This is a genomic window from Pseudomonas caspiana (assembly GCF_040224095.2).
Classification (GTDB): domain Bacteria; phylum Pseudomonadota; class Gammaproteobacteria; order Pseudomonadales; family Pseudomonadaceae; genus Aquipseudomonas; species Aquipseudomonas caspiana.
In genome coordinates this window covers 4,218,634-4,238,156 of record NZ_CP167995.1, presented here as the reverse complement: position 1 = coordinate 4,238,156, position 19,523 = coordinate 4,218,634, and the positions used below count along the sequence as shown (strand labels likewise).

Genomic DNA, 19,523 nt, shown 5'->3' with positions numbered 1-19,523 from the left:
TAGGGCAGTCTACCAGCGCCCGCCTTGAAGCATTCAGTCCAACTATTCTCGTGCATTGTCATGACATTGCCACAACCCGGTCACATTCGATTAACCGGCACCGGGCACTCTCATGCAAACCCAGCAGGAGATGGTTCATGACCAGTGCTCAGCTTGCCAAACCCAGCCGTAAGCAACGCGTTCGCACTTTGTGGATTTCCGATGTGCATTTGGGCACGCGGGATTGCCAGGCGGAACATCTGTCACATTTCCTCAAAGGCTATCAGGCTGACAGGATTTATCTGGTCGGCGACATCATTGACGGCTGGAAACTTCGCGGTGGCATGTATTGGCCGCAGGCTCACACTAACGTGATCCGTCGCTTGCTGACCATGAGCAAGCGCGGCACCGAAGTGATCTATGTCACCGGCAATCATGATGAATTTTTGCGTCGTTACTCGAAATTGATTCTGGGCAATATCCAGTTGGTGGATGAAGCCGAGCACCTCACTGCGGACGGACGTCGTTTTCTGGTTATCCACGGTGACCAGTTTGACGTCATCACGCGCTATCACCGCTGGCTGGCATTTCTCGGCGACTCAGCCTATGAGTTCACCCTGACCCTCAACCGCTGGCTGAACCACTGGCGTGCGAAGTATGGCTACGGTTATTGGTCGTTATCCGCTTATCTCAAACACAAGGTCAAAACGGCTGTCAGCTTCATCAGCGACTTTGAAGAGGCCATTGCCCACGAGTGCGTCAAGCGCGGACTGGACGGCGTGGTGTGCGGGCATATCCACCACGCCGAAATGCGCACGGTCGGTGGTGTGGAGTACCTCAACTGCGGGGACTGGGTTGAGTCCTGCACCGCGTTGATCGAACATCTGGACGGCACGATTGAGCTGTTTCGGCTCGCGGATGCTCATCTTCAGCGCGATAAACTGCCCCTCGAAGAAGAACTCGAGGCCAGCGAACCGGTGATCTAGAACGGTACTTTGCCCGTCAACATGTCGCGATACATGACGAAGTCGCCCAGCAAGCTATAGAACGGATGCTGAAACGTAGCGGGGCGGTTCTTTTCAAAGAAAAAATGGCCAACCCAGGCGAAGCCATATCCCGCCAGCGGTACGAGCCAGATCAGCCCCCAGCTGCCACTGCCGATCACAAAGGCCAGCAGGAAGATCACCAGACTGGTGCCAACGAAGTGCAGGCGACGGCAAGCACTGTCGCGGTGTTCCTGCAGATAGTAAGGGTAGAAATCGGCGAAGCGGGTAAACGACTTGGTGGTTTCCATGGCTGGAGTTCCTGATCGTTGGCGCTGTTGGGTTTAATATCAGATGGCTTTACGTCAACTGATATTAAACGCCATTACGATCAGTGACGCCAGAATGCCGGAATGCACAGCACCAGCACGGTGATGATCTCAAGACGTCCCAGCAGCATGCCGCCCGACAGAATCCACTTGGCGGCGTCTGGCAGGGTGGCGAAGTTACCAGCCGGGCCGATGGTTTCGCCCAGGCCAGGGCCGACGCCGGACACCGTACTTGCAGCGCCCGTCAGCGCGGTCATCCAGTCGAGCCCCAGTAGCGACAGCAACAGGGCGATGCCGCAAATCGTGATGGTGAAGAAGAACGAGAATGTCAGGATCGAGCGTACGATTTCGTCGTCCAGGCGGTGGCCGTTGTAGGTTTGCTTAAGCACCGCGCGCGGGTGAATCAGCTGGTTAAGGTTGGCCTTGAGCAGGATGTAGGCCACCTGGAAGCGGAAAATCTTCACTCCGCCAGCGGTGGAGCCGGAGCAGCCGCCAATAAAGCCCAGATAGAAGAAGAACATCAGCGCGAAGTTGCCCCACAGACTGTAATCGCCGAGGGCAAAGCCGGTGGTGGTCACTACGGATGTCACATTCAGGGCCACATGGCGTAGCGCGTCGTACCACGGCAGATCGGTTGTCGCCCAGTACCATGCACCGAGCACCAGCCAGGTGACCAGCAATAAACCCAACAGTCCGCGCACCTGCTCATCCCGAAACAGTGCGCCGCGGTTGCCCCGTAACGTTGCGACATACAGAGTGAACGGCAGGCTGCCAAGGATCATCACCACAATGGCAACCCAGTGCACTGACGGCTGTGGCCATTTGGCCAGGGACAGGTCCGAGGTGGAAAAGCCGCCGGTGGAAATGGCTGACATGGCGTGGTTTATCGCGTCGAACAGGCTCATGCCTGCTGCCCAAAAGGCCAGACTGCCGAGTGCAGTAATGCTGACGTAGGCCAGCACGATGAACTTGGCCACCATGTGTGAGCGAGGCATGACCTTTTCCGAGCGGTCGGAAGATTCGGTCTGGAACAGGCGCATGCCACCAATACGCAGCAGCGGCAGAATCGCGACCGCCATACCGATGAAGCCGATGCCGCCCAGCCAGTGAAGCATTGAGCGCCAGATGAGAATGCCCGGCGACATAGTGTCCAGGCCACTGAGCACTGTTGAGCCAGTCGCGGTAATGCCGGACATGCTTTCGAAAAAAGAGTCGGTATAACTGATGTGCTGGGTCAGCAGAAACGGCAGGGCGGCGAACACGCAGACGACGATCCAGCTGGAAACCGTCAGCAGGTACATGTCCCGTGGACGCAAATGCACGTGTTCCGGTCGGCCAGGAACGATCAGCGCCAGACCGGCCATGAACGTCAGCAGACTGGCCCACAAGAAGGAGCGCAGGTCTTCAAAGCGATCGTAGATCACCAGGGTCACCATGGGCACGATCATGGCGATGGCCAGGGTGATCAGGAATATGCCGATAATGAAACCGATGATGCGAAGGGTCGGCAACGCCATGCAGTCACTCTGACTAGTTCGGGGAAAGGCGCCATTCTACCTGCGGCCCACGGCAAGTAAACCGTGGGCTGTACGCCACAGCTTGTAAGTAATTGCCTTAGCGGTTCGTTATCCGTGAGCGCAGGCTCTAGAATGACTCATCATTTTTCAAGGAGGTAGCCCATGGAGGCGCTCGACGTATTGCTCAATCGTGTCTCGGTCCCGCGATTGATCGACCCGGCCCCGGATGCAGCCCAGCGTGAAATATTGTTCAGTGCGGCCATGCGTGCGCCGGACCATGGTCAGCTTCGGCCTTATCGTTTCATCACGGTGGAAGGTACAGCCCGTGAGCGTATGGGGGAATTGCTTGCCCAGGCATTGCAGGCCAGCGGTTCGGAAGTAACTCCGCAAGCACTTGAAAAAGCACGCCTTGGTCCATTGCGCGCGCCGTTGGTCGTGGTTGTGGTCGCTCGTCTGCAGGATCACTACAAAGTGCCGAAAACCGAGCAACTGATCACCGCTGGCTGTGCGGCGCACAGCGTATTGCTGGCGTCCTATGCGCTGGGCGTCGGTGCGGTCTGGCGTACCGGGGAGTTGTCCTACTCACCGCTCGTCGCCAAGGGTTTTGGACTGGCGGATGACGAAGAGGTCATTGCCTTCCTGTACCTGGGCACGCCTCAGAACCCACCTCGCGTTGCGGGTAAGGTGGATGTGGTGGATTTTGTCAGTGAGTGGCAGGGCTGAATGCCTGCGCTCAAAATAGCGGCGCCCTTATCGCGGGCAAGCACCGCTCCCACAGGGAAAACGCTATCTCATGTGGGAGCGGTGCTTGCCCGCGATAAGGGCGCCACAAATTAAGAACTAACCACCTCCGCTGGCAAATCAATAATCGCCAGAAACCCACCCTCGGGATGATTGCCCAGAATCAATTCCCCTCCATGACGTTGCGCGGCGCGGCGGGCGATTGCCAGGCCCAGGCCGTGACCCGGTGCAGTCTGACCGGGGGCGCGGTAGAACGGCTCGCCCAGTTGCGTCAGATGTTCAGCCGCTACGCCAGGGCCATGATCACGCACGCTCAACTGCAGCCGGTCAGCGACCCGTTTAGCCTGCACTTCTATTGGCTGACCCGGAGGATTGAATCGCAATGCATTACGCAGCAGGTTATCGGTGGCCCGTTCGATCATGTCCGGCCAGCCATGCAGATGCAGGTCAGGCTCGACGTGCACCGCAATTTGCTGGTCGTCGCTACCGTCCAGATTTGCATCGTTCCTGAGGCGCAGAAGCAGCGCGTTGAGATCAATGGGCTCAGCGCTGCTCAGTTGCGCATCAAGCCGCGCCAAGGCAAGGATTTCGCTAATAAGCGCTTCCAGACGATCACATTCGCGGCTCAGACGCGGCCAGAGTTTTTCCCGTTCGGCCGGTTCAGCCCGCTCTGCCAGCGCCAATGCGATACGCAAACGGGCCAGTGGCGAGCGCAACTCATGGGACACGTCGCGCAGCAACTGTCGCTGACTGCCGATCAGACTTTGCAGGCGCGCGCCCATGCGGTTGAAGTCGGTAGCCAGCACGCCAAACTCATCCCGGCGGTTGGCCAGTTGCGCGAGGCTGTTCTGCTGATAGGTGGTTTGCCCGAGGTCATGCACTGCACCGCGTAAACGGCTGAGCGGGCGAGTAATGGACAAGGTCACCAGCAAACTGAACAGGGTCAGCACCACCAGCGCAATCCCCAGCGCACTGAGTGGCCACATCAAGCTGTCGCGGTGCCACGCATCCAGCTCCGGGTGCGGGATGCGATAGATGAACAGGTAGGTTTCGCCCGTCTTTTCACTGGTGTACTCACTGGTCAGGCGACGCCACGGGAGTTGCCGGGGATCGTCGCCCTGGCGAGCCTCAAGCGCTGCCGCCCGAGGCGAAAAAGTACCGCGGACCACCGGGTCGCCATTGTCGTTGAGAACCTGAACGTCCATGTGGTTTTTGCGTTTGAGGCTTTGCAGGTAATCCTGTGCGGCGTCTGCGCCCTGGTTTTCATACTGCTCGGTCCAGGTTTGCGGCAGATGGCTCAGCAGTGGATGACGGCTGAGGATCCACGCATCTTGATTAAGCATGTGGCCAAGCAGGATCGACAGACCTGCAACCAAAGCAATAGCCAGCCAGAAGCTAGCCAGAATTCGCCAGAACAATGAACGCACGGGACAACCTCAAATAGAGAAAACCCGGCACGCTTGGGGAGTGCCGGGTTCAGGTGAATCAGTAGCTTACTGGGCTTTTTGCGCCTTTTGCGCTTTCCACGCTTCGAATTCAGCGCGTTCGGCCATTTTAGCTGCACGCTCCTTCTGCATTTCGTCGAATTCCTTCTGCTGGTCAGGCTTGAGCAGCGCACGGATATCGCTATCGGTTTTGGTGCGCTTGGCGTCAAGTTCATCCTTCATGGCTTTCTGGTCAGCGGGTGACAGCTTGGCCAGATACTTTTCAGTAATGTCCTTGCGGTCGTGCATTCGTTCGCCCATCAGTTTGCCGATCTGTTGACGCTGTTCGCGGCTCAGGTCCAGCTTGCCGAAAGGGCCGCGATCATGGTGCATGCCAGCACGTGGGCCATCAGGGCCAGGACCGAAACCAGGGCCATCGGCGGGTGCAGCCATTGCAACGGTAGGCAGTGCAGCAGCGAACATCAAAGCGATCAGAGTCTTGCGCATGGTGTATCTCCTTGTCTCGAATCCGGCTCGTTGCCGGTTGAGGCCAGTTTAGGGAGATCAAGGTCAAGAGCGGTCAGGCTACTGTAAAGCTTGGGTAAAGAGGGGGAGTGAGTGGGCTGACATATCGAATTTACTCGGGGGATTTTTGTGGGAGCAGAGCTTGCTCGCGATGAGGCTGGACGCAGTTCACCGTTGATCGCGGTGCCCTTATCGCGAGCAAGCTCTGCTCCCACACAAGCTCTGCCACACAAGCGCTGTTCCTGCTGGTATACGACGCCAAAGCGACTACACGCTGTAGTAATAACCCCGACTACGCAGCGCGACGATGCGCGGGCGGCCATCGGGGTGCGGGCCGATTTTCTTGCGCAGGTTGCTGACGTGCATGTCCAGGCTACGGTCGTAAAGAGTCAGTTTGCGTCCCAGCGCCAGTTGCGCCAGTTCCTGCTTGTCCAGTGGTTCACCCGGTTGGCGTAGCAGGGCTTCAAGCAAACGGCTTTCGGAGACGGTCAGGACCAGTTCCTGATCGTTGATGATTACCACACCGCGCACGGGGCTGAAGCTCAAGTCGCCCAGTTCAAGCTGCGTCGATACCGCCGTAGGGTGACTGCGACGCAGTACGGCGCGCAGGCGGGCGGTGAGCTCGCGAGGGTCGCAAGGTTTGGCGAGATAGTCATCGGCACCCAGCTCCAGGCCAAGAATCCGGTCCAGAGGTTCACCGCGGGCCGAGAGCATCAGCACCGGCAGATCAGGATGGTCGCTGCGCAACTGCTTGAGCAGTTCCAGGCCGCTGCCGTCAGGAAGCATGACGTCCAGAACCACCGCAGCGGGCGCGGACTCGGCAAGGGCGCGACGGGCACTGTTGCCGTCATGGCAGGCGCGAACCAGAAAACCTTCCTGGCTCAACCAGCTACTCAGAAGCTCACACAGCTCCTGGTCATCATCAATAAGTAACAGCTCGCTCATGTCTCACTCAATTTAGCCACTGTCGACGTTGCTTACGTCCACCGCGGGCAAAGATACCGCACAGGAGGGCTATCAGCGCAACACCCCCTCCGGTGACGAACCATTGTTGCTGTTCGCTCAGGATACGTTGCGGCTCAGCCGATTGTGCCTCTTTGAGCTGCAACTTGAGCCTTTGGTTCTCCTGCCGCAGACGACTGAGCTGGGCGGCGTCGGCATTTTGTACCTGTTTGAGAAGATCTTCGCGCTGACGCTCGCTCTCCTTCAGTCGCTGCTGGAGATCACTGATCTGAGCGGCAGTGGTCGGCAACGGCAACGCATAGGAGTTACCGGAACCACTTGTTTCCTCGGCCTGGGCGGCGGCGGTGCCCATCGCCAACACAACAACCAGCAGACATGCCCGCATCTGAACTCCTGTTTATAAATGCTGTGTTTACAAATGCTGTGTTTATAAATGCCGTGTTTGGACGGCGGTGTTTTTATAGAACATTCAGCAGGTTGTCGGCAGGGCGTTGAGAATGATTAGCGTCAGACGGGGAGAATGTGTAATCGCTGCCTTGAGTGGCAGCGATTGCAGGGTTGTGCAGGCGGGGATTAAGGCAGGACTTTCTTGAAAGGCTTCACAACGACATTGGCATAGACGCCAGCTTCGACGAACGGATCAGCCTCAGCCCAGGACTTCGCCGCGCTCAGGGATTCGAACTCGGCAACGATCAGGCTGCCGGAGAAGCCGGCAGAGCCAGGGTCGTTGCTATCAACGGCAGGGTTTGGCCCGGCCAGAATCAAGCGGCCCTGGTCTTTCAGCGCGTTGAGGCGATCCAGGTGCGCTGGGCGCACGCTCAAGCGTTTTTCCAGGGAGTTTTCGACGTCTGTGGCAATGATTGCGTAGAGCATGTCAGTCCTCGGTTTTTGTCGGGGGCGTTGTAGAAGCAGGGTCATGCATGTGCTTGGCAAGGTACAGACCCTGAGCGACCAGGAACACCAGGGTCATGCCCAGGCTGCCGAATACTTTGAAATCCACCCAGAATTCCTGATAAGTGAAGGCCACATAAAGGTTGGCCGCACCGCAGAACAGGAAGAAGATGATCCAGGCGATGTTCAGTTTGGTCCAGATTGCCTTCGGCAGGCTTAGCGCGTGCCCCATGATGCGTTGAATCAGCGGGCGGTCGCCAATGAAGTGACTACCGGCAAACGCCAGCGCGAACAGCCAGTTCACCACCGGAGCCTTCCATTTAAGGAAGGTTTCACTATGGAAGGCCAGGGTCAGGCTACCGAACACCAGACAGGCAACCAGCGTCAGCCACTGGCTTTTTTCCAGCTTGCCCTGCTTGAAGAACAGAATGCCGTAGACCACCACTGAACTGACGATCAGCATGGCGGTCGCACTGAAAATGCCACCCAGCGTGTAGCTGTGGCCGAGGATTTCCACGGCACGAGGCTCTATTTTGTAGACGATGAAAAACAGTAACAGCGGGATGAAGTCGATGAATTGTTTCACAATGGCAGCCAGAAGCAGGATGTGGCGGCATAATAACAAACATCAATGACAGCGAAAGCGCTACCTATGAATGTTGACCTGCACTGCCACAGCACCGCCTCCGATGGCGCTCTTGCGCCTACGGCCTTGGTTGCCCGTGCTTATGAAAACGGCGTGCGCGTCCTTTCCCTGACTGACCACGACACTCTTGAAGGCCTCGAAGAGGCCCGTGCTGCGGCGCTTTCACTGGGTATGCAACTGGTTAACGGGGTCGAGCTTTCGTGCACATGGGGTGGTGCGACCATCCATATTCTGGGCTACGGCTTTGCCATGGATGCCCCGGCGCTGCTTGCTGCAATCGCCCGTTTACACGATGGACGCTGGTTGCGTGCAGAAGAAATCAGTCGCAAATTGGCGATCAAAGGTATGCCTGGGGCGCTGGAAGGCGCTCGGGCCATCCAGCAAGAGCTCGGCGACAGCGGTAATGCGCCGGCTCGTCCGCACTTCGCGGACTTCATGGTACGTGCCGGGTTCGTCAAGGATCGCGCCGAGGCTTTCCGTAAATGGCTGGGCGCTGGCAAGCTGGGCGATGTGAAACAACATTGGCCTACGCTGGAAGAAACGGTCGGCACCTTGCGGGAATCGGGGGCCTGGGTCAGTCTTGCGCACCCCACGCATTATGATTTCACCCGTAGTAAACGTCGTAAGCTGGTCGCTGCCTTCATTGAGGCGGGTGGCCATGCGATTGAGGTAGTGAATGGCCTGCAACCTGCCGAGCAGGTTGGAACCCTGGCCATTCTGGCGCGTGAATTCGGCCTGCTGGTGACCGCTGGCAGTGATTTCCATGCCCCTGGAGGCTGGTCCGAGATTGGCATCTATCGTCCGGTGCCTGAGGATCTGCCGCCACTTTGGTCTCGGTTCAAACATGATCAGCCAACTGCTGCCTTCTGAACAGGAAGATACCGTGAGTCAATTTTTCCAGGTCCACCCGGAGAACCCGCAAGCGCGTCTGATCAAACAGGCCGTGGAAATTATCAAAGCGGGCGGTTTGGTGGTCTATCCCACAGATTCGTCATATGCACTGGGCTGCCAGCTCGGCGATAAAAGTGCCATCGAGCGCATTCGCCGTCTGCGGCAACTGGACGACAAGCACAACTTCACGTTGATGTGCTGCGATCTGTCCCAACTGGGGCTGTTCGCTAAAGTCGATACCGGTGCCTTTCGGGCGCTCAAGGCTCACACGCCAGGGCCTTACACGTTCATTCTGAACGCCACCCGCGAAGTGCCGCGGCTGATTCTGCACCCCAAGCGCCGGACCATCGGCCTGCGGGTACCGAAGCATCCCATCGCTCAGGCCTTGCTGGAAGAGCTGGGCGAGCCGCTGATGAGCGTCAGCCTGATCATGCCGGGCGAAAGCGTGCCGATGAGTGATCCTTATGAAATGCGCCAGTCGCTTGAGCGTCAGGTCGATCTGATCATTGATGGCGGCATGGGGGGTATTTCCGCTTCGACGGTGATCAACCTGACCGGCGACGAGCCTGAAGTGGTCCGTGTCGGTTGCGGCGATCCTTCACCTTTTGGTGTCGAGGCTTAATGGCTACGGTAGAAACCGTCGACAGTCAGGCTAACGCTCAGCAGGAACTGCCGTTCGCCATGGTCTACGGCCAGGCGGTCACGCAGATGCCGATGGACCTTTACATTCCGCCGGATGCGCTGGAAGTCTTTCTCGAGGCATTCGAAGGGCCGCTGGACTTGCTGCTGTACCTGATCCGCAAGCAGAACATCGACATCCTTGATATCCCGGTGGCAGAAATCACCAAGCAGTACATGGGCTACGTCGAGCTGATGAAGACGGTGCGCTTGGAACTGGCTGCCGAATATCTGGTGATGGCCGCCATGCTGGCCGAGATCAAGTCGCGCATGCTGCTGCCACGCTCTGCGGAGGCCGAGCAGGAGGAAGATGACCCTCGTGCCGAGCTGATCCGTCGTCTGCAGGAATACGAGCGCTTCAAGGTTGCCGCCGAAGGTATCGACCAGTTGAGCCGTGTCGGGCGTGACGTGATCGTTCCCAAGCTGGACGCTCCAGAAGCCCGGGCCCGCAAGTTGTTGCCTGAAGTCAGCCTCGAAGAGTTGTTGATGTCCATGGCTGAGGTATTGCGCCGTGGCGACATGTTTGAAAGCCACCAGATCAGCCGCGAAGCCCTGTCCACCCGTGAGCGCATGAGTGATGTGCTGGAACGACTCAAAGGCGGCGGCTTTGTGCCGTTTGCCGAGCTGTTTACTGCCGAAGAGGGGCGCCTTGGTGTCGTCGTGACTTTTATGGCCGTTCTTGAGCTGGTCAAGGAGTCGCTGGTGGAGTTGGTACAGAACGAACCGTTCGCGGTCATCCATGTGCGGGCGCGAGCCGAATAAGAGCTGATCAATGAATCTTAACGAACCCCGCGAGCTGGCTCCGCTGCTCGAAGCTTTTCTGTTGGCCTCGGGTAAGCCGCAATCGCTGGAACGCCTTTACGAATTGTTCGAAGAGGGCGAGCGCCCGGAGCCTCCGGTGTTCAAGAAAGCCCTGCAATTGCTGGGCAAATCCTGCGAGGGCAGGGCTTTCGAACTCAAGGAAGTGGCGTCCGGTTATCGCCTGCAGATTCGCGAAAAGTTTTCCCCGTGGGTCGGTCGTCTTTGGGAAGAGCGCCCGCAGCGTTATTCCCGGGCCATGCTGGAAACCATGGCGCTGATTGCCTATCGCCAGCCGATTACCCGGGGTGAAATCGAGGATGTGCGCGGCGTGGCGGTTAACAGCCATATCGTGAAGACGCTGCTGGAACGCGAGTGGATCAGGGTAGTGGGCTATCGGGAAGTGCCAGGCAAGCCCGCGATGTTCGCCACTACCAAGGTGTTTCTCGATCACTTCAACCTGAAAAACCTCGACGACCTGCCGCCGCTGGCTGATCTGCGTGAACTGGAGCCGGACCCGGTGATGGATTTCGAAGACGCCCCGGTGCCTGCGCACTTGCAAGCCTTGGCTGACGCCAGCGCCGATCCTGACGCCGAGCCAGAGCAGCCAAGAGACGAAACCAGCTTCCGCAGCTTATTGGTCGAACTCGACTCGATGGAGCAGGGTCTGAAGATCGACTTTGATGATTTGCTGCCGGATGAGGCGGATAAAAAGCCAGAGGACGATACCGACCCCCTGTAGGAGCTGCCGAAGGCTGCGAAGCAGTGCGTCAGACAAACTGCTTTCGCAGCCTTCGGCAGCTTCTACAGGTCAAACAGCGTTCATTCATGCAGGGCATCACTCATGAGCGACACCAAAAACCCCTGCATCAGCCTCTGCAAGTTCGACGCCGACATCTGCATCGGCTGTGGCCGCAGCAAGAAGGAAATCAAGGGCTGGAAGAAGATGGACAAGGGCGAGCGCCGTGACGTGCTTAAAGAAGCTGCCGTGCGCATGAAGGGGTTCAAGAGTGCCGGTCGGCGGAAAAAGAAGTAAGGCGCAAATTTTCGACTAGCCTCTGATGCGCAATGCGTTGTGTGAGCGTATCATTCGCGACCTTTTGGCGATTCTGCTCGTGATGAGTTTAGCGCCAGAAGTTTTTCAGTATTACGCCTCGTGGCTATCCACAGCCCCAGGCAGCAGGTTGCGTCGGTCCTCGACGTCCCCTGAATCGACACACCGGGAGGTGCCCAGATGAGTGAACAAGACAAGCAGGACAGCCAGGAAATCGGACCCGCAGGCGAAAAGCTGCAGAAGGTTCTGGCACGTATTGGCGTAGGCTCGCGTCGCGACGTTGAAGCCTGGATCAGCCAGGGCCGAATCAAGGTCAATGGCAAGGACGCGACCCTCGGTCAACGCGTCGATCTTCACGATGCTATCACCGTTGACGGCCGCGTCATCAAACGTGAAGAGGCCGCCGAAACGGTGCGCCGCGTGATCATGTACAACAAACCGGACGGTGAAATCTGTACCCGTGACGACCCTGAAGGTCGCCCGACGGTATTCGATCGCCTGCCGCGTCCAAAAGAAGGCCGTTGGGTCAACATCGGTCGTCTGGACATCAATACCACCGGTTTGCTGATGTTCACCACCGATGGTGAGCTGGCCAACCGTTTGATGCACCCGTCCTTCGAAATGGACCGCGAATACGCTGTGCGTGTGCGTGGCGAAGTGGACGACGACATGATCGCGCGGCTCAAGGCAGGCGTTGTTCTTGAAGACGGCCCGGCTCGTTTCACCGACATCCAGCAAGCGCCGGGCGGTGAAGGCTTCAACCACTGGTATCACTGCGTGGTGATGGAAGGTCGCAACCGTGAAGTGCGTCGTCTCTGGGAATCCCAGGGTCTGGTGGTCAGCCGTCTGAAGCGCGTGCGTTACGGGCCGGTGTTCCTCAACTCCGACCTGCCGATGGGCCGCTGGCGCGAAATGAGCCAGTACGAGGTGGACATCCTCAGCGCTGAAGTAGGCCTGACGCCTGTGGCTCAGCCGCAGATGAACGCCAAGACCAAGGACAAGATGGAGCGCTTACAGCGTCAGTCGTCTCGTCCGCTGGGTAAAAGCGAGCGTGTGCGCACCCTGCGTCCAGCCAAGGATGGGGCTCCGACTGGCGAGCGTGCTCCACGTCAGCCACAAGTGACCGGCAGTGATCGCGATCGTGCCCAGCGTCCAGCTGCACCACGTTCGGATTCCAATCGTGGTCAGCGTAACGACCCTAACAAGTCGTCGCCGCGCACGCCGCGTCCAGCCAATGGGCGCAGTGACACGCGCAGTGACAACAGCCGTGGCACGCCAGTGGCTGAGCGTCCAGGCGACATGAACAAGCGTCCGGCCAAGCCGTCGCCGAAGCGTCCGGGTATCACCCTGGTCGACGACGCGCCGTCCGGCAAGCGCCGTGGCCCGGCATCGGGTTCGGGCCAGCGTCCGGGCTTCGGTCGTCGCAAGCCGCAATAAGCGTCAGCAGTCAGAAGAAACGCCCCTCGTAAGACGGGCGTTTTTTTTCGTCTCGGTATAACCCGAATAAGCCCCCGCTTAAGACCTTGTGACACTTGAATCCGACTTCTCTACCTGACTGAGCTAAGCCGTAAGAGGACTTTCGACGTTATCGGGATGAGCTTCTTATGCGCACAGGGATGTTCGCGCTGGCCTTGGGGTTATTGGCGTTACGCTTCCTGCCCGCATTGCCGCCGTTGTGGTTGTTGCTGTGCATGCCGGTGCTGGCCTTGATGTTGTTGCCGTTTCGCACTTATCCCGTGGCTTTCTTTTTATTTGGAGTCACCTGGGCGTGTGTGTCGGCGGAAAGGGCACTGGATGATCGTCTTTCGCCGCGGCTGGACGGCCAGACAGTTTGGTTGCAAGGCAAGGTCGTCGGCTTGCCGGCAGTCGCTGAAGGCGTAGTGCGTTTTGAGCTGGAAGATGTGCAATCTCGGCGCTTTCGATTGCCGGAGCGCATGCGGGTAGCCTGGTATGGCGGCCCTGAAATACGCAGCGGCGAGCGCTGGCGTCTGGCGGTCAAGCTCAAGCGTCCGGGCGGGCTGGCCAATCCATATGCCTTCGATTACGAAGCCTGGCTACTGGCTCAGCGTATCGGCGCTACGGGCACGGTTGCTGATGGACAGTTGCTGGCGTCTGCCACGTCTGGCTGGCGGGATGTCATACGCCAGCGTCTGCTGGCGGTTGATGCACAAGGTCGAGAAGGCGGTCTGGCCGCGCTGGTTCTGGGTGACGGCTCGGGGTTAAGCACGGTCGACTGGCAGATCCTGCAAGACACCGGCACCGTGCACCTTCTGGTTATTTCCGGGCAGCACGTAGGCTTGTTGGCGGGTGTGATGTACGCGCTGATCGCCAGTCTGGCACGTTGGGGGCTATGGCCACGCGTGCTGCCGTGGTTGCCATGGGCGTGCGGGCTGGCGTTCAGTGCGGCGTTGGGGTATGGCTTGCTCGCAGGCTTTGAAGTGCCGGTGCGCCGCGCGTGCGTCATGGTCGGCATGGTCTTGCTTTGGCGGTTGCGCTTTCGACATCTCGGGACTCTCTGGCCGCTGCTGCTGTCGTTGAACGCGGTGCTGGTATTTGAGCCGTTGGCCAGTTTGCAACCGGGCTTCTGGCTGTCATTTATTGCCGTGGCGATTCTGATTCTGATATTCGGCGGGCGGCTGGGCGCCTGGAGCTGGCTACAAAGCTGGACACGCGCGCAATGGTTGATAGCCATTGGGCTGTTACCGGTGTTGCTGGCGCTGAACCTGCCCATCAGTCTGAGTGGTCCGTTAGCCAATCTTGTCGCGGTGCCGTGGGTGAGTTTTCTGATCCTGCCGCCTGCGCTGCTCGGGACCTTGCTGCTGCCTGTTCCTTATTTGGGAGAAGGGCTGTTATGGCTGGCAGGTGGTGCGCTGGAATGGTTGTTCAAGTTTCTCGGTTGGGTCGCGGGGTGGTTGCCTGCCTGGGTGCCGAGCGCCATTCCTGTCTCGGCCTGGGTGTTGAGTCTGCTGGGCGGTGTGTTGTTGTTATTGCCCAGCGGTGTGCCGTTACGGGGGCTAGGTTGGCCACTGTTGCTGCTATGTGTCTTCCCGCCCTTGAAAAGCGTGCCTTACGGTCAAGTCGAAGTCCTGCAACTGGACGTCGGGCAAGGGCTGGCGATTCTCTTGCGCACCCGACATCACTCGTTGCTGTACGACGCGGGGCCGCGCTTCGGTGAGTTCGACATCGGCCAGCGGGTCGTACTGCCCGCCATCCGCAAGACCGGCGCGCGTGAACTTGATCTGATGCTGATCAGCCACGCCGACGCCGATCACGCCGGTGGTGCGCAGGCGGTCCATCAAGGCTTGCCGGTAAAGCGAGTACTGGCGGGGGAACTGGACAGGCTGCCGCCTTTGCTGAAGGCGCAACTGTGCGTCAATGATGAGCGCTGGGAATGGGACGGTGTGGTGTTTTCCACCTGGCGCTGGAGTGACGCTCGAGAGGGGAATCAGGCCTCGTGTGTATTGATGGTCGATGCTCAAGGTGAGCGTTTGTTGCTGACAGGGGATATTGACGCCGAGGCCGAGCAAGCCCTGATCGACAGTGGTCGGGACGTGCGCGCTGAATGGCTGCAGGCGCCACACCACGGGAGTCGTACTTCCTCTTCGAAAAGTTTTCTGCGCGCCGTGGCCCCTGACGGCGTGTTGATTTCCCGAGGGCGCAATAATGCCTTCGGGCACCCGCATCCATTGGTTATGGCACGCTATCAATGGTTCGGCATTCCCACCTGGGACAGTGCCGAGCTGGGGGCTATCAGTCTGCAACTCGGAACGTTCGACAAGCCGCGGTCGCAGCGGGCCGAGAGGCGATTCTGGCGTGACTGACGCAAGGATATCGATCGCAGGCTTCGGCGAGTCGCCGACCCTATGTTAGAGTGGCGCCAATTTTTCGAGGGAGTCGTCACTGTGTGGGAACTGGTCAAATCTGGCGGTTGGATGATGCTGCCGATCATTCTGAGTTCCATTGCTGCGGTCGGCATTATCATCGAGCGCCTCTGGACCCTTCGTGCTAGCCGCATTACCCCGCCTCATCTGGTAGGACAAGTCTGGCAGTGGATTCAGGACAAGAAACTCGACAAGGAAAAGCTCAAGCAATTGCGTGCCGATTCCCCTCTGGGTGAAATCCTTGCCGCAGGCCTGGCCAATTCACGGCATGGCCGCGAAATCATGAAAGAGTGCATTGAAGAGGCTGCTGCCCGGGTTATTCACGATCTGGAGCGCTACCTCAGTGCGCTGGGCTCCATCGCGGCCATGGCGCCTTTGCTGGGCTTGCTGGGTACGGTGCTGGGCATGATCGACATTTTTGGTTCGTTCAATGCCACGGGTAATACGGCCAACGCCTCGGTACTGGCGGGCGGTATTTCCAAGGCGCTGATCTGCACAGCATCGGGCCTGATCGTCGCGATTCCTGCGATCTTCTTCCATCGTTATCTGCAAAGCCGGGTCGATGAACTGGTCGTCGGCATGGAGCAGGAAGCTATCAAGCTGGTGGAAGTGGTACAGGGCGATCGCGAAGTCGACCTCAACGATCCGAAGATTGACCTCAAGTCACAGGCTCGGGGCGAGGGTCGTAAAAAGTGAAGTTCCGTCGTCGCAAGGTAAGGGAGAACATCGACATCAACCTCGTTTCGTTGATCGATGTGGTGTTCATCCTGCTGCTGTTCTTCATCGTGACCACTACCTTCACCCGTGAAACCCAACTGCGTGTCGACTTGCCGCAAGCGGTGACCGGCGCTCCGGAAACCGACGCCGAGCTCAAGCATCTGGATATCACTATCAATGCTGACGGCGTCTTTTCGGTGAACAACCAGTTGCTGCCGAAAAACGATCTGCAGACCCTGATAGACGCACTTCAGCGCGAGTCTGCAGGTGATACCAGCCTGCCGCTGTCGATCAGTGCCGACGGCAAAACCCCGCATCAATCGGTGATCACTGCCATGGACGCCGCAGGCAAGCTGGGTTTCAGCCACCTGCGCATGACCACGGTTGAAGCTGCACCGGCTAACTGATGGCTTTTTCTGATCGTATGCTCGATGCCTGGTACAAGGGCCACCCGGCGTTGACGCTGTTGCGTCCGCTGGAAAGCTTGTATCGGCGGGTCGTGCAGGGTAAGCGTGAGCGTTTTCTGGCGGGGCAGGGCGAGATATACAAAGCACCTGTGCCGGTGGTTGTAGTGGGTAACATCACCGTTGGCGGTACCGGCAAGACACCGCTGATCCTGTGGATGATCGAATACTGTCGTCGCCGTGGCCTGCGGGTCGGCGTGGTCAGTCGCGGTTACGGTGCCAAACCGCCGAGCCTGCCGTGGCGCGTGACCGCCGAGCAAAGCGCGGCTCAGGCAGGCGACGAACCCCTGCTGATCGTACAGCGCAGCGGCGTACCGTTGATGATCGATCCGGATCGCAGCCGTGCGGTGCAAGCGCTGCTCGACAGTGAACCGCTGGATCTGATTCTTTCCGATGATGGCCTGCAGCACTATCGACTGGCGCGGGATCTTGAGCTGGTGTTAATCGATGCTGCTCGTGGGCTGGGTAACCGCCGTTGTTTGCCCGCTGGCCCGCTGCGCGAACCTGTCGAGCGCCTCGAGAGCGTTGATGCGTTGCTTTATAACGGGGCCAGCGCGGACCGGGATGATGGCTACGCCTTTCAGTTGCAACCTTCGGCGCTGGTCAATCTGCGCAGCGGCGAGCGTAAGGCGCTGGATTTCTTTCCGGCCGGGCAGGCGGTTCATGCCGTGGCCGGTATCGGTAATCCTCAGCGTTTCTTCAATACCCTCGAAGGGCTACACTGGCGACCAGTCACCCACGCGTTCGCCGACCATGCTGTTTTCAATGCTCAAGCGCTGACCTTTTCTCCGGCTCTGCCTGTTGTCATGACCGAGAAGGATGCCGTGAAATGCCGGTCCTTCGCGGCGGATGACTGGTGGTACCTGGCTGTGGATGCGGTGCCATCCGATGCTTTTGTCAGCTGGTTCGATTCGCAGTTGCTACGTCTTTTGCCATGATTCGCTCAGGATTTCTTATGGACACCAAATTACTCGACATCCTCGCTTGCCCTATCTGCAAGGGGCCGCTGAAACTCAGCGCCGACAAAACCGAGCTGATCAGCAAAGGCGCAGGCCTGGCTTTCCCGATCCGCGATGGCATTCCAGTGATGCTGGAAAGTGAAGCGCGGACTTTGACTACCGACGAGCGTCTGGACAAATGACCGCAGTTTTCACTGTTGTCATTCCGGCGCGTTTCGGTTCCAGCCGTTTTCCGGGCAAGCCGCTCAAGGAGATCGCTGGCAAGCCTATGATCCAGCATGTCTGGGAACAGGCACGCAAGAGCAGCGCAGCGCGGGTTGTGGTTGCCACAGACGATGCGCGCATCGTTGAGGCCTGCAAGGCTTTTGGCGCTGAAGTGCTGCTGACCCGTGAGGATCACAACTCTGGCACCGATCGCCTGGCTGAAGTCGCCACGCAACTGGGCCTGGAAGCCGACGCCATTGTGGTCAATGTTCAGGGCGACGAGCCGATGATCCCGCCTGCGGTGATTGATCAGGTCGCTGATAATCTTGCTGCTCACCCTGAAGCGCGCATGTCGACCCTGGCTGAGCCTATCGACGATGTGGCCGCATTGTTCAATCCGAACGTCGTGAAAGTCGTCTCCGATATCAATGGTCTGGCGCTGACCTTCAGCCGCGCGCCGTTGCCTTGGGCGCGGGATGCCCTGGCAAAGGATCGCGAGCAATTGCCTGCGGGCGTGCCGTATCGTCGGCACATCGGCATTTATGCTTATCGCGCAGGTTTCCTGCACGATTTCGTCAGTTGGGGCCCATGCTGGCTCGAAGACACGGAAAATCTCGAGCAGTTGCGCGCGCTCTGGCACGGCATACGGATTCACGTTGCCGACGCGCTTGAAGCGCCGCCGGCCGGCGTAGATACCCCTGAAGACCTTGAGCGCGTACGCCGCTTGCTGGAGATTTGACGTTGCAACTGCAGTCCGCTGTTTCACTCAAGCCGTTCAACACCTTTGGCGTTGATGTAACGGCGCTGCTGTTCGCCGAAGCCCATAACGACGATGACGTGCGCGAGGCCTTGGCCTACAGCGCGAAGCATGATTTGCCGTTGATGGTGATCGGCGGTGGTAGCAATTTACTGTTGACCGGTGATGTTCAGGCACTGGTTCTGCGTATGGCCAGTCGTGGTGTCCGGATCATCCGGGAAGATTGCCGACACGCTGTCGTTGAGGCTGAAGCCGGCGAGCCTTGGCATCCCTTTGTGCAGTCGTGCCTGGAGTTGGGGCTTGCCGGGCTGGAAAATCTCAGCCTGATCCCCGGCACCGTCGGCGCTGCGCCGATGCAGAACATCGGTGCCTACGGGGTTGAGATCAAGGATGTATTTCACAGCCTGACAGCTCTCGACCGCCAGACCGGTGAGCTGCGCGACTTCTCCCTTGAGGAGTGCGCGTTCGGTTATCGCGACAGCCTGTTCAAGCATGAGACCGACCGCTGGCTGATCCTGCGGGTACGCTTCACCCTCAACTACAGTGCTGAGTTGCATCTGGACTATGGTCCCGTGCGTCAGCGTCTGGAAGAGCAGGGTATCGCGCAGCCGACGCCCCACGACGTCAGTAACGCGATTTGCGCCATTCGCAGCGAGAAGCTGCCGGATCCTGCCGTGCTGGGCAACGCGGGTAGTTTCTTCAAGAATCCGCTGGTGCCCGCTGCTTTGGCTGACCAGATCAGGCTCAAGCATCCCGCGCTGGTGGGTTATCCACAGCCTGACGGCCAAGTGAAACTCGCTGCAGGCTGGCTCATCGAGCAGGCTGGCTGGAAGGGCTACCGTGAAGGTGACGCTGGCGTGCATCGTTTGCAATCGTTGGTGTTGGTCAACTACGGTCATGCAACGGGCGTGCAGTTATACGCCTTGGCTCAGCGCATACAGGCGGATATTGCCAAGCGCTTTGGCGTTGAGCTGGAAATGGAACCCAATCTGTATTGAGCTGAAAATCGCGACCTCGTGTTACTCGTGCGCTCCCACAGAATCTACGTCTGCTTCGCGCCAGAGATGTACACAAAAACCACTGTAAATGTTGTGTAGTCACCTATGCCCTGGAAGGGAGTAA

Annotated in this window: 23 protein-coding genes; 15 read left to right on the top strand and 8 right to left on the bottom strand. The window is 58.7% G+C overall.

Translation table 11 applies throughout. The features are described from left to right. Positions 1–137 precede the first annotated feature (137 nt). Positions 138–965, top strand: coding sequence for a UDP-2,3-diacylglucosamine diphosphatase (locus tag ABRP31_RS19275; protein WP_349972924.1), 828 nt, complete (start codon positions 138–140; stop codon positions 963–965). On the opposite strand, the gene ABRP31_RS19270 is transcribed toward ABRP31_RS19275, so the two are convergent. Continuing rightward, positions 962–1,273 carry a DUF962 domain-containing protein gene (locus tag ABRP31_RS19270; RefSeq protein ID WP_087265469.1) on the bottom strand — a complete coding sequence of 104 codons (312 nt, stop codon included), beginning with the start codon at positions 1,271–1,273 and terminating at the stop codon, positions 962–964. The two genes, ABRP31_RS19275 and ABRP31_RS19270, sit on opposite strands and share 4 nt — an antisense overlap. An 80-nt stretch (positions 1,274–1,353) precedes the next feature. Beyond that, positions 1,354–2,808, bottom strand: a complete 1,455-nt coding sequence (locus ABRP31_RS19265; protein ID WP_087265470.1) for a TrkH family potassium uptake protein — start codon at positions 2,806–2,808, stop codon at positions 1,354–1,356. A gap of 162 nt (positions 2,809–2,970) precedes the next feature. Between ABRP31_RS19265 and ABRP31_RS19260 the strand changes: the two genes are divergently transcribed. Next, positions 2,971–3,531 (top strand): nitroreductase family protein, encoded by a 561-nt coding sequence (locus ABRP31_RS19260; protein ID WP_349972926.1) that lies wholly within the window; start codon positions 2,971–2,973, stop codon positions 3,529–3,531. A gap of 110 nt (positions 3,532–3,641) precedes the next feature. On the opposite strand, the gene ABRP31_RS19255 is transcribed toward ABRP31_RS19260, so the two are convergent. The 6 genes from ABRP31_RS19255 to ABRP31_RS19230 all read right to left on the bottom strand — a co-directional run bounded on the left by ABRP31_RS19255 (position 3,642) and on the right by ABRP31_RS19230 (position 7,938). Continuing rightward, positions 3,642–4,976, bottom strand: coding sequence for a HAMP domain-containing sensor histidine kinase (locus ABRP31_RS19255; protein WP_349972927.1), 1,335 nt, complete (start codon positions 4,974–4,976; stop codon positions 3,642–3,644). Between the two features lie 66 nt (positions 4,977–5,042). Then, on the bottom strand, positions 5,043–5,480 hold the full coding sequence (locus ABRP31_RS19250) for an LTXXQ domain protein (protein WP_087265473.1): 438 nt from the start codon (positions 5,478–5,480) through the stop codon (positions 5,043–5,045). A 285-nt stretch (positions 5,481–5,765) separates the two neighbouring features. Beyond that, the gene (locus ABRP31_RS19245) at positions 5,766–6,443 is read right to left on the bottom strand and encodes a response regulator transcription factor (RefSeq protein WP_087265474.1); all 678 of its coding nucleotides are present in this window, start codon (positions 6,441–6,443) and stop codon (positions 5,766–5,768) included. A gap of 7 nt (positions 6,444–6,450) precedes the next feature. Next, on the bottom strand, positions 6,451–6,846 hold the full coding sequence (locus tag ABRP31_RS19240) for a translation initiation factor 2 (RefSeq protein WP_087265475.1): 396 nt from the start codon (positions 6,844–6,846) through the stop codon (positions 6,451–6,453). 188 nt (positions 6,847–7,034) lie between these two features. Then, a complete protein-coding gene (locus ABRP31_RS19235) occupies positions 7,035–7,334 on the bottom strand; it encodes a YciI family protein (protein ID WP_087265476.1) in 300 nt (99 codons plus the stop codon). A gap of 1 nt (position 7,335) precedes the next feature. Beyond that, on the bottom strand, positions 7,336–7,938 hold the full coding sequence (locus ABRP31_RS19230) for a septation protein A (RefSeq protein WP_087265477.1): 603 nt from the start codon (positions 7,936–7,938) through the stop codon (positions 7,336–7,338). Between the two features lie 66 nt (positions 7,939–8,004). Between ABRP31_RS19230 and ABRP31_RS19225 the strand changes: the two genes are divergently transcribed. From ABRP31_RS19225 to murB, 13 genes are all read left to right on the top strand, one after another. Continuing rightward, on the top strand, positions 8,005–8,868 hold the full coding sequence (locus ABRP31_RS19225) for a PHP domain-containing protein (RefSeq protein WP_349972928.1): 864 nt from the start codon (positions 8,005–8,007) through the stop codon (positions 8,866–8,868). 13 nt (positions 8,869–8,881) lie between these two features. Next, complete coding sequence (locus ABRP31_RS19220) at positions 8,882–9,511, top strand: L-threonylcarbamoyladenylate synthase (protein ID WP_144443242.1); 630 nt, start codon at positions 8,882–8,884, stop codon at positions 9,509–9,511. A 119-nt stretch (positions 9,512–9,630) separates the two neighbouring features. Next, entirely contained in the window at positions 9,631–10,329 is a 699-nt protein-coding gene (locus ABRP31_RS19215; protein WP_193441853.1) for a ScpA family protein, read from the top strand. Positions 10,330–10,339: 10 nt separating this feature from the next. Continuing rightward, entirely contained in the window at positions 10,340–11,107 is a 768-nt protein-coding gene (gene scpB, locus ABRP31_RS19210) for an SMC-Scp complex subunit ScpB (protein WP_349972930.1), read from the top strand. 102 nt (positions 11,108–11,209) lie between these two features. After that, entirely contained in the window at positions 11,210–11,401 is a 192-nt protein-coding gene (locus ABRP31_RS19205) for a DUF1289 domain-containing protein (RefSeq protein ID WP_087265482.1), read from the top strand. 198 nt (positions 11,402–11,599) lie between these two features. After that, on the top strand, positions 11,600–12,856 hold the full coding sequence (gene rluB / locus ABRP31_RS19200; RefSeq protein ID WP_349972932.1) for a 23S rRNA pseudouridine(2605) synthase RluB: 1,257 nt from the start codon (positions 11,600–11,602) through the stop codon (positions 12,854–12,856). Positions 12,857–13,023: 167 nt separating this feature from the next. Next, positions 13,024–15,240: a DNA internalization-related competence protein ComEC/Rec2 gene (locus tag ABRP31_RS19195; RefSeq protein WP_349972933.1), complete on the top strand. Its 2,217-nt coding sequence runs from the start codon at positions 13,024–13,026 to the stop codon at positions 15,238–15,240. Positions 15,241–15,321: 81 nt separating this feature from the next. Next, on the top strand, positions 15,322–15,996 hold the full coding sequence (locus tag ABRP31_RS19190; RefSeq protein ID WP_027898764.1) for a MotA/TolQ/ExbB proton channel family protein: 675 nt from the start codon (positions 15,322–15,324) through the stop codon (positions 15,994–15,996). After that, on the top strand, positions 15,993–16,424 hold the full coding sequence (locus tag ABRP31_RS19185) for a biopolymer transporter ExbD (RefSeq protein WP_087265485.1): 432 nt from the start codon (positions 15,993–15,995) through the stop codon (positions 16,422–16,424). Before ABRP31_RS19190 ends, ABRP31_RS19185 begins: the two co-directional genes overlap by 4 nt. After that, positions 16,424–17,419: a tetraacyldisaccharide 4'-kinase gene (lpxK, locus tag ABRP31_RS19180; protein WP_349972935.1), complete on the top strand. Its 996-nt coding sequence runs from the start codon at positions 16,424–16,426 to the stop codon at positions 17,417–17,419. Before ABRP31_RS19185 ends, lpxK begins: the two co-directional genes overlap by 1 nt. A 17-nt stretch (positions 17,420–17,436) precedes the next feature. After that, positions 17,437–17,622, top strand: a complete 186-nt coding sequence (locus ABRP31_RS19175) for a Trm112 family protein (RefSeq protein WP_087265487.1) — start codon at positions 17,437–17,439, stop codon at positions 17,620–17,622. Then, positions 17,619–18,383, top strand: a complete 765-nt coding sequence (kdsB, locus tag ABRP31_RS19170; protein WP_349972937.1) for a 3-deoxy-manno-octulosonate cytidylyltransferase — start codon at positions 17,619–17,621, stop codon at positions 18,381–18,383. Before ABRP31_RS19175 ends, kdsB begins: the two co-directional genes overlap by 4 nt. Beyond that, positions 18,380–19,399 carry a UDP-N-acetylmuramate dehydrogenase gene (gene murB / locus ABRP31_RS19165; protein WP_349972938.1) on the top strand — a complete coding sequence of 340 codons (1,020 nt, stop codon included), beginning with the start codon at positions 18,380–18,382 and terminating at the stop codon, positions 19,397–19,399. The genes kdsB and murB overlap by 4 nt, the downstream gene beginning before the upstream one ends. Positions 19,400–19,523 lie beyond the last annotated feature (124 nt).

Bases quoted from the DNA above. Each gene is read 5' to 3' on its own strand.
- ABRP31_RS19275 (WP_349972924.1), top strand. From the start codon at position 138: ATGACCAGTGCTCAGCTTGCCAAACCCAGCCGTAAGCAACGCGTTCGC.
- ABRP31_RS19270 (WP_087265469.1), bottom strand. From the start codon at position 1,273: ATGGAAACCACCAAGTCGTTTACCCGCTTCGCCGATTTCTACCCTTAC.
- ABRP31_RS19265 (WP_087265470.1), bottom strand. From the start codon at position 2,808: ATGGCGTTGCCGACCCTTCGCATCATCGGTTTCATTATCGGCATATTC.
- ABRP31_RS19260 (WP_349972926.1), top strand. From the start codon at position 2,971: ATGGAGGCGCTCGACGTATTGCTCAATCGTGTCTCGGTCCCGCGATTG.
- ABRP31_RS19250 (WP_087265473.1), bottom strand. From the start codon at position 5,480: ATGCGCAAGACTCTGATCGCTTTGATGTTCGCTGCTGCACTGCCTACC.
- ABRP31_RS19245 (WP_087265474.1), bottom strand. From the start codon at position 6,443: ATGAGCGAGCTGTTACTTATTGATGATGACCAGGAGCTGTGTGAGCTT.
- ABRP31_RS19240 (WP_087265475.1), bottom strand. From the start codon at position 6,846: ATGCGGGCATGTCTGCTGGTTGTTGTGTTGGCGATGGGCACCGCCGCC.
- ABRP31_RS19235 (WP_087265476.1), bottom strand. From the start codon at position 7,334: ATGCTCTACGCAATCATTGCCACAGACGTCGAAAACTCCCTGGAAAAA.
- ABRP31_RS19225 (WP_349972928.1), top strand. From the start codon at position 8,005: ATGAATGTTGACCTGCACTGCCACAGCACCGCCTCCGATGGCGCTCTT.
- scpB (WP_349972930.1), top strand. From the start codon at position 10,340: ATGAATCTTAACGAACCCCGCGAGCTGGCTCCGCTGCTCGAAGCTTTT.
- ABRP31_RS19205 (WP_087265482.1), top strand. From the start codon at position 11,210: ATGAGCGACACCAAAAACCCCTGCATCAGCCTCTGCAAGTTCGACGCC.
- rluB (WP_349972932.1), top strand. From the start codon at position 11,600: ATGAGTGAACAAGACAAGCAGGACAGCCAGGAAATCGGACCCGCAGGC.
- ABRP31_RS19195 (WP_349972933.1), top strand. From the start codon at position 13,024: ATGCGCACAGGGATGTTCGCGCTGGCCTTGGGGTTATTGGCGTTACGC.
- lpxK (WP_349972935.1), top strand. From the start codon at position 16,424: ATGGCTTTTTCTGATCGTATGCTCGATGCCTGGTACAAGGGCCACCCG.
- ABRP31_RS19175 (WP_087265487.1), top strand. From the start codon at position 17,437: ATGGACACCAAATTACTCGACATCCTCGCTTGCCCTATCTGCAAGGGG.
- kdsB (WP_349972937.1), top strand. From the start codon at position 17,619: ATGACCGCAGTTTTCACTGTTGTCATTCCGGCGCGTTTCGGTTCCAGC.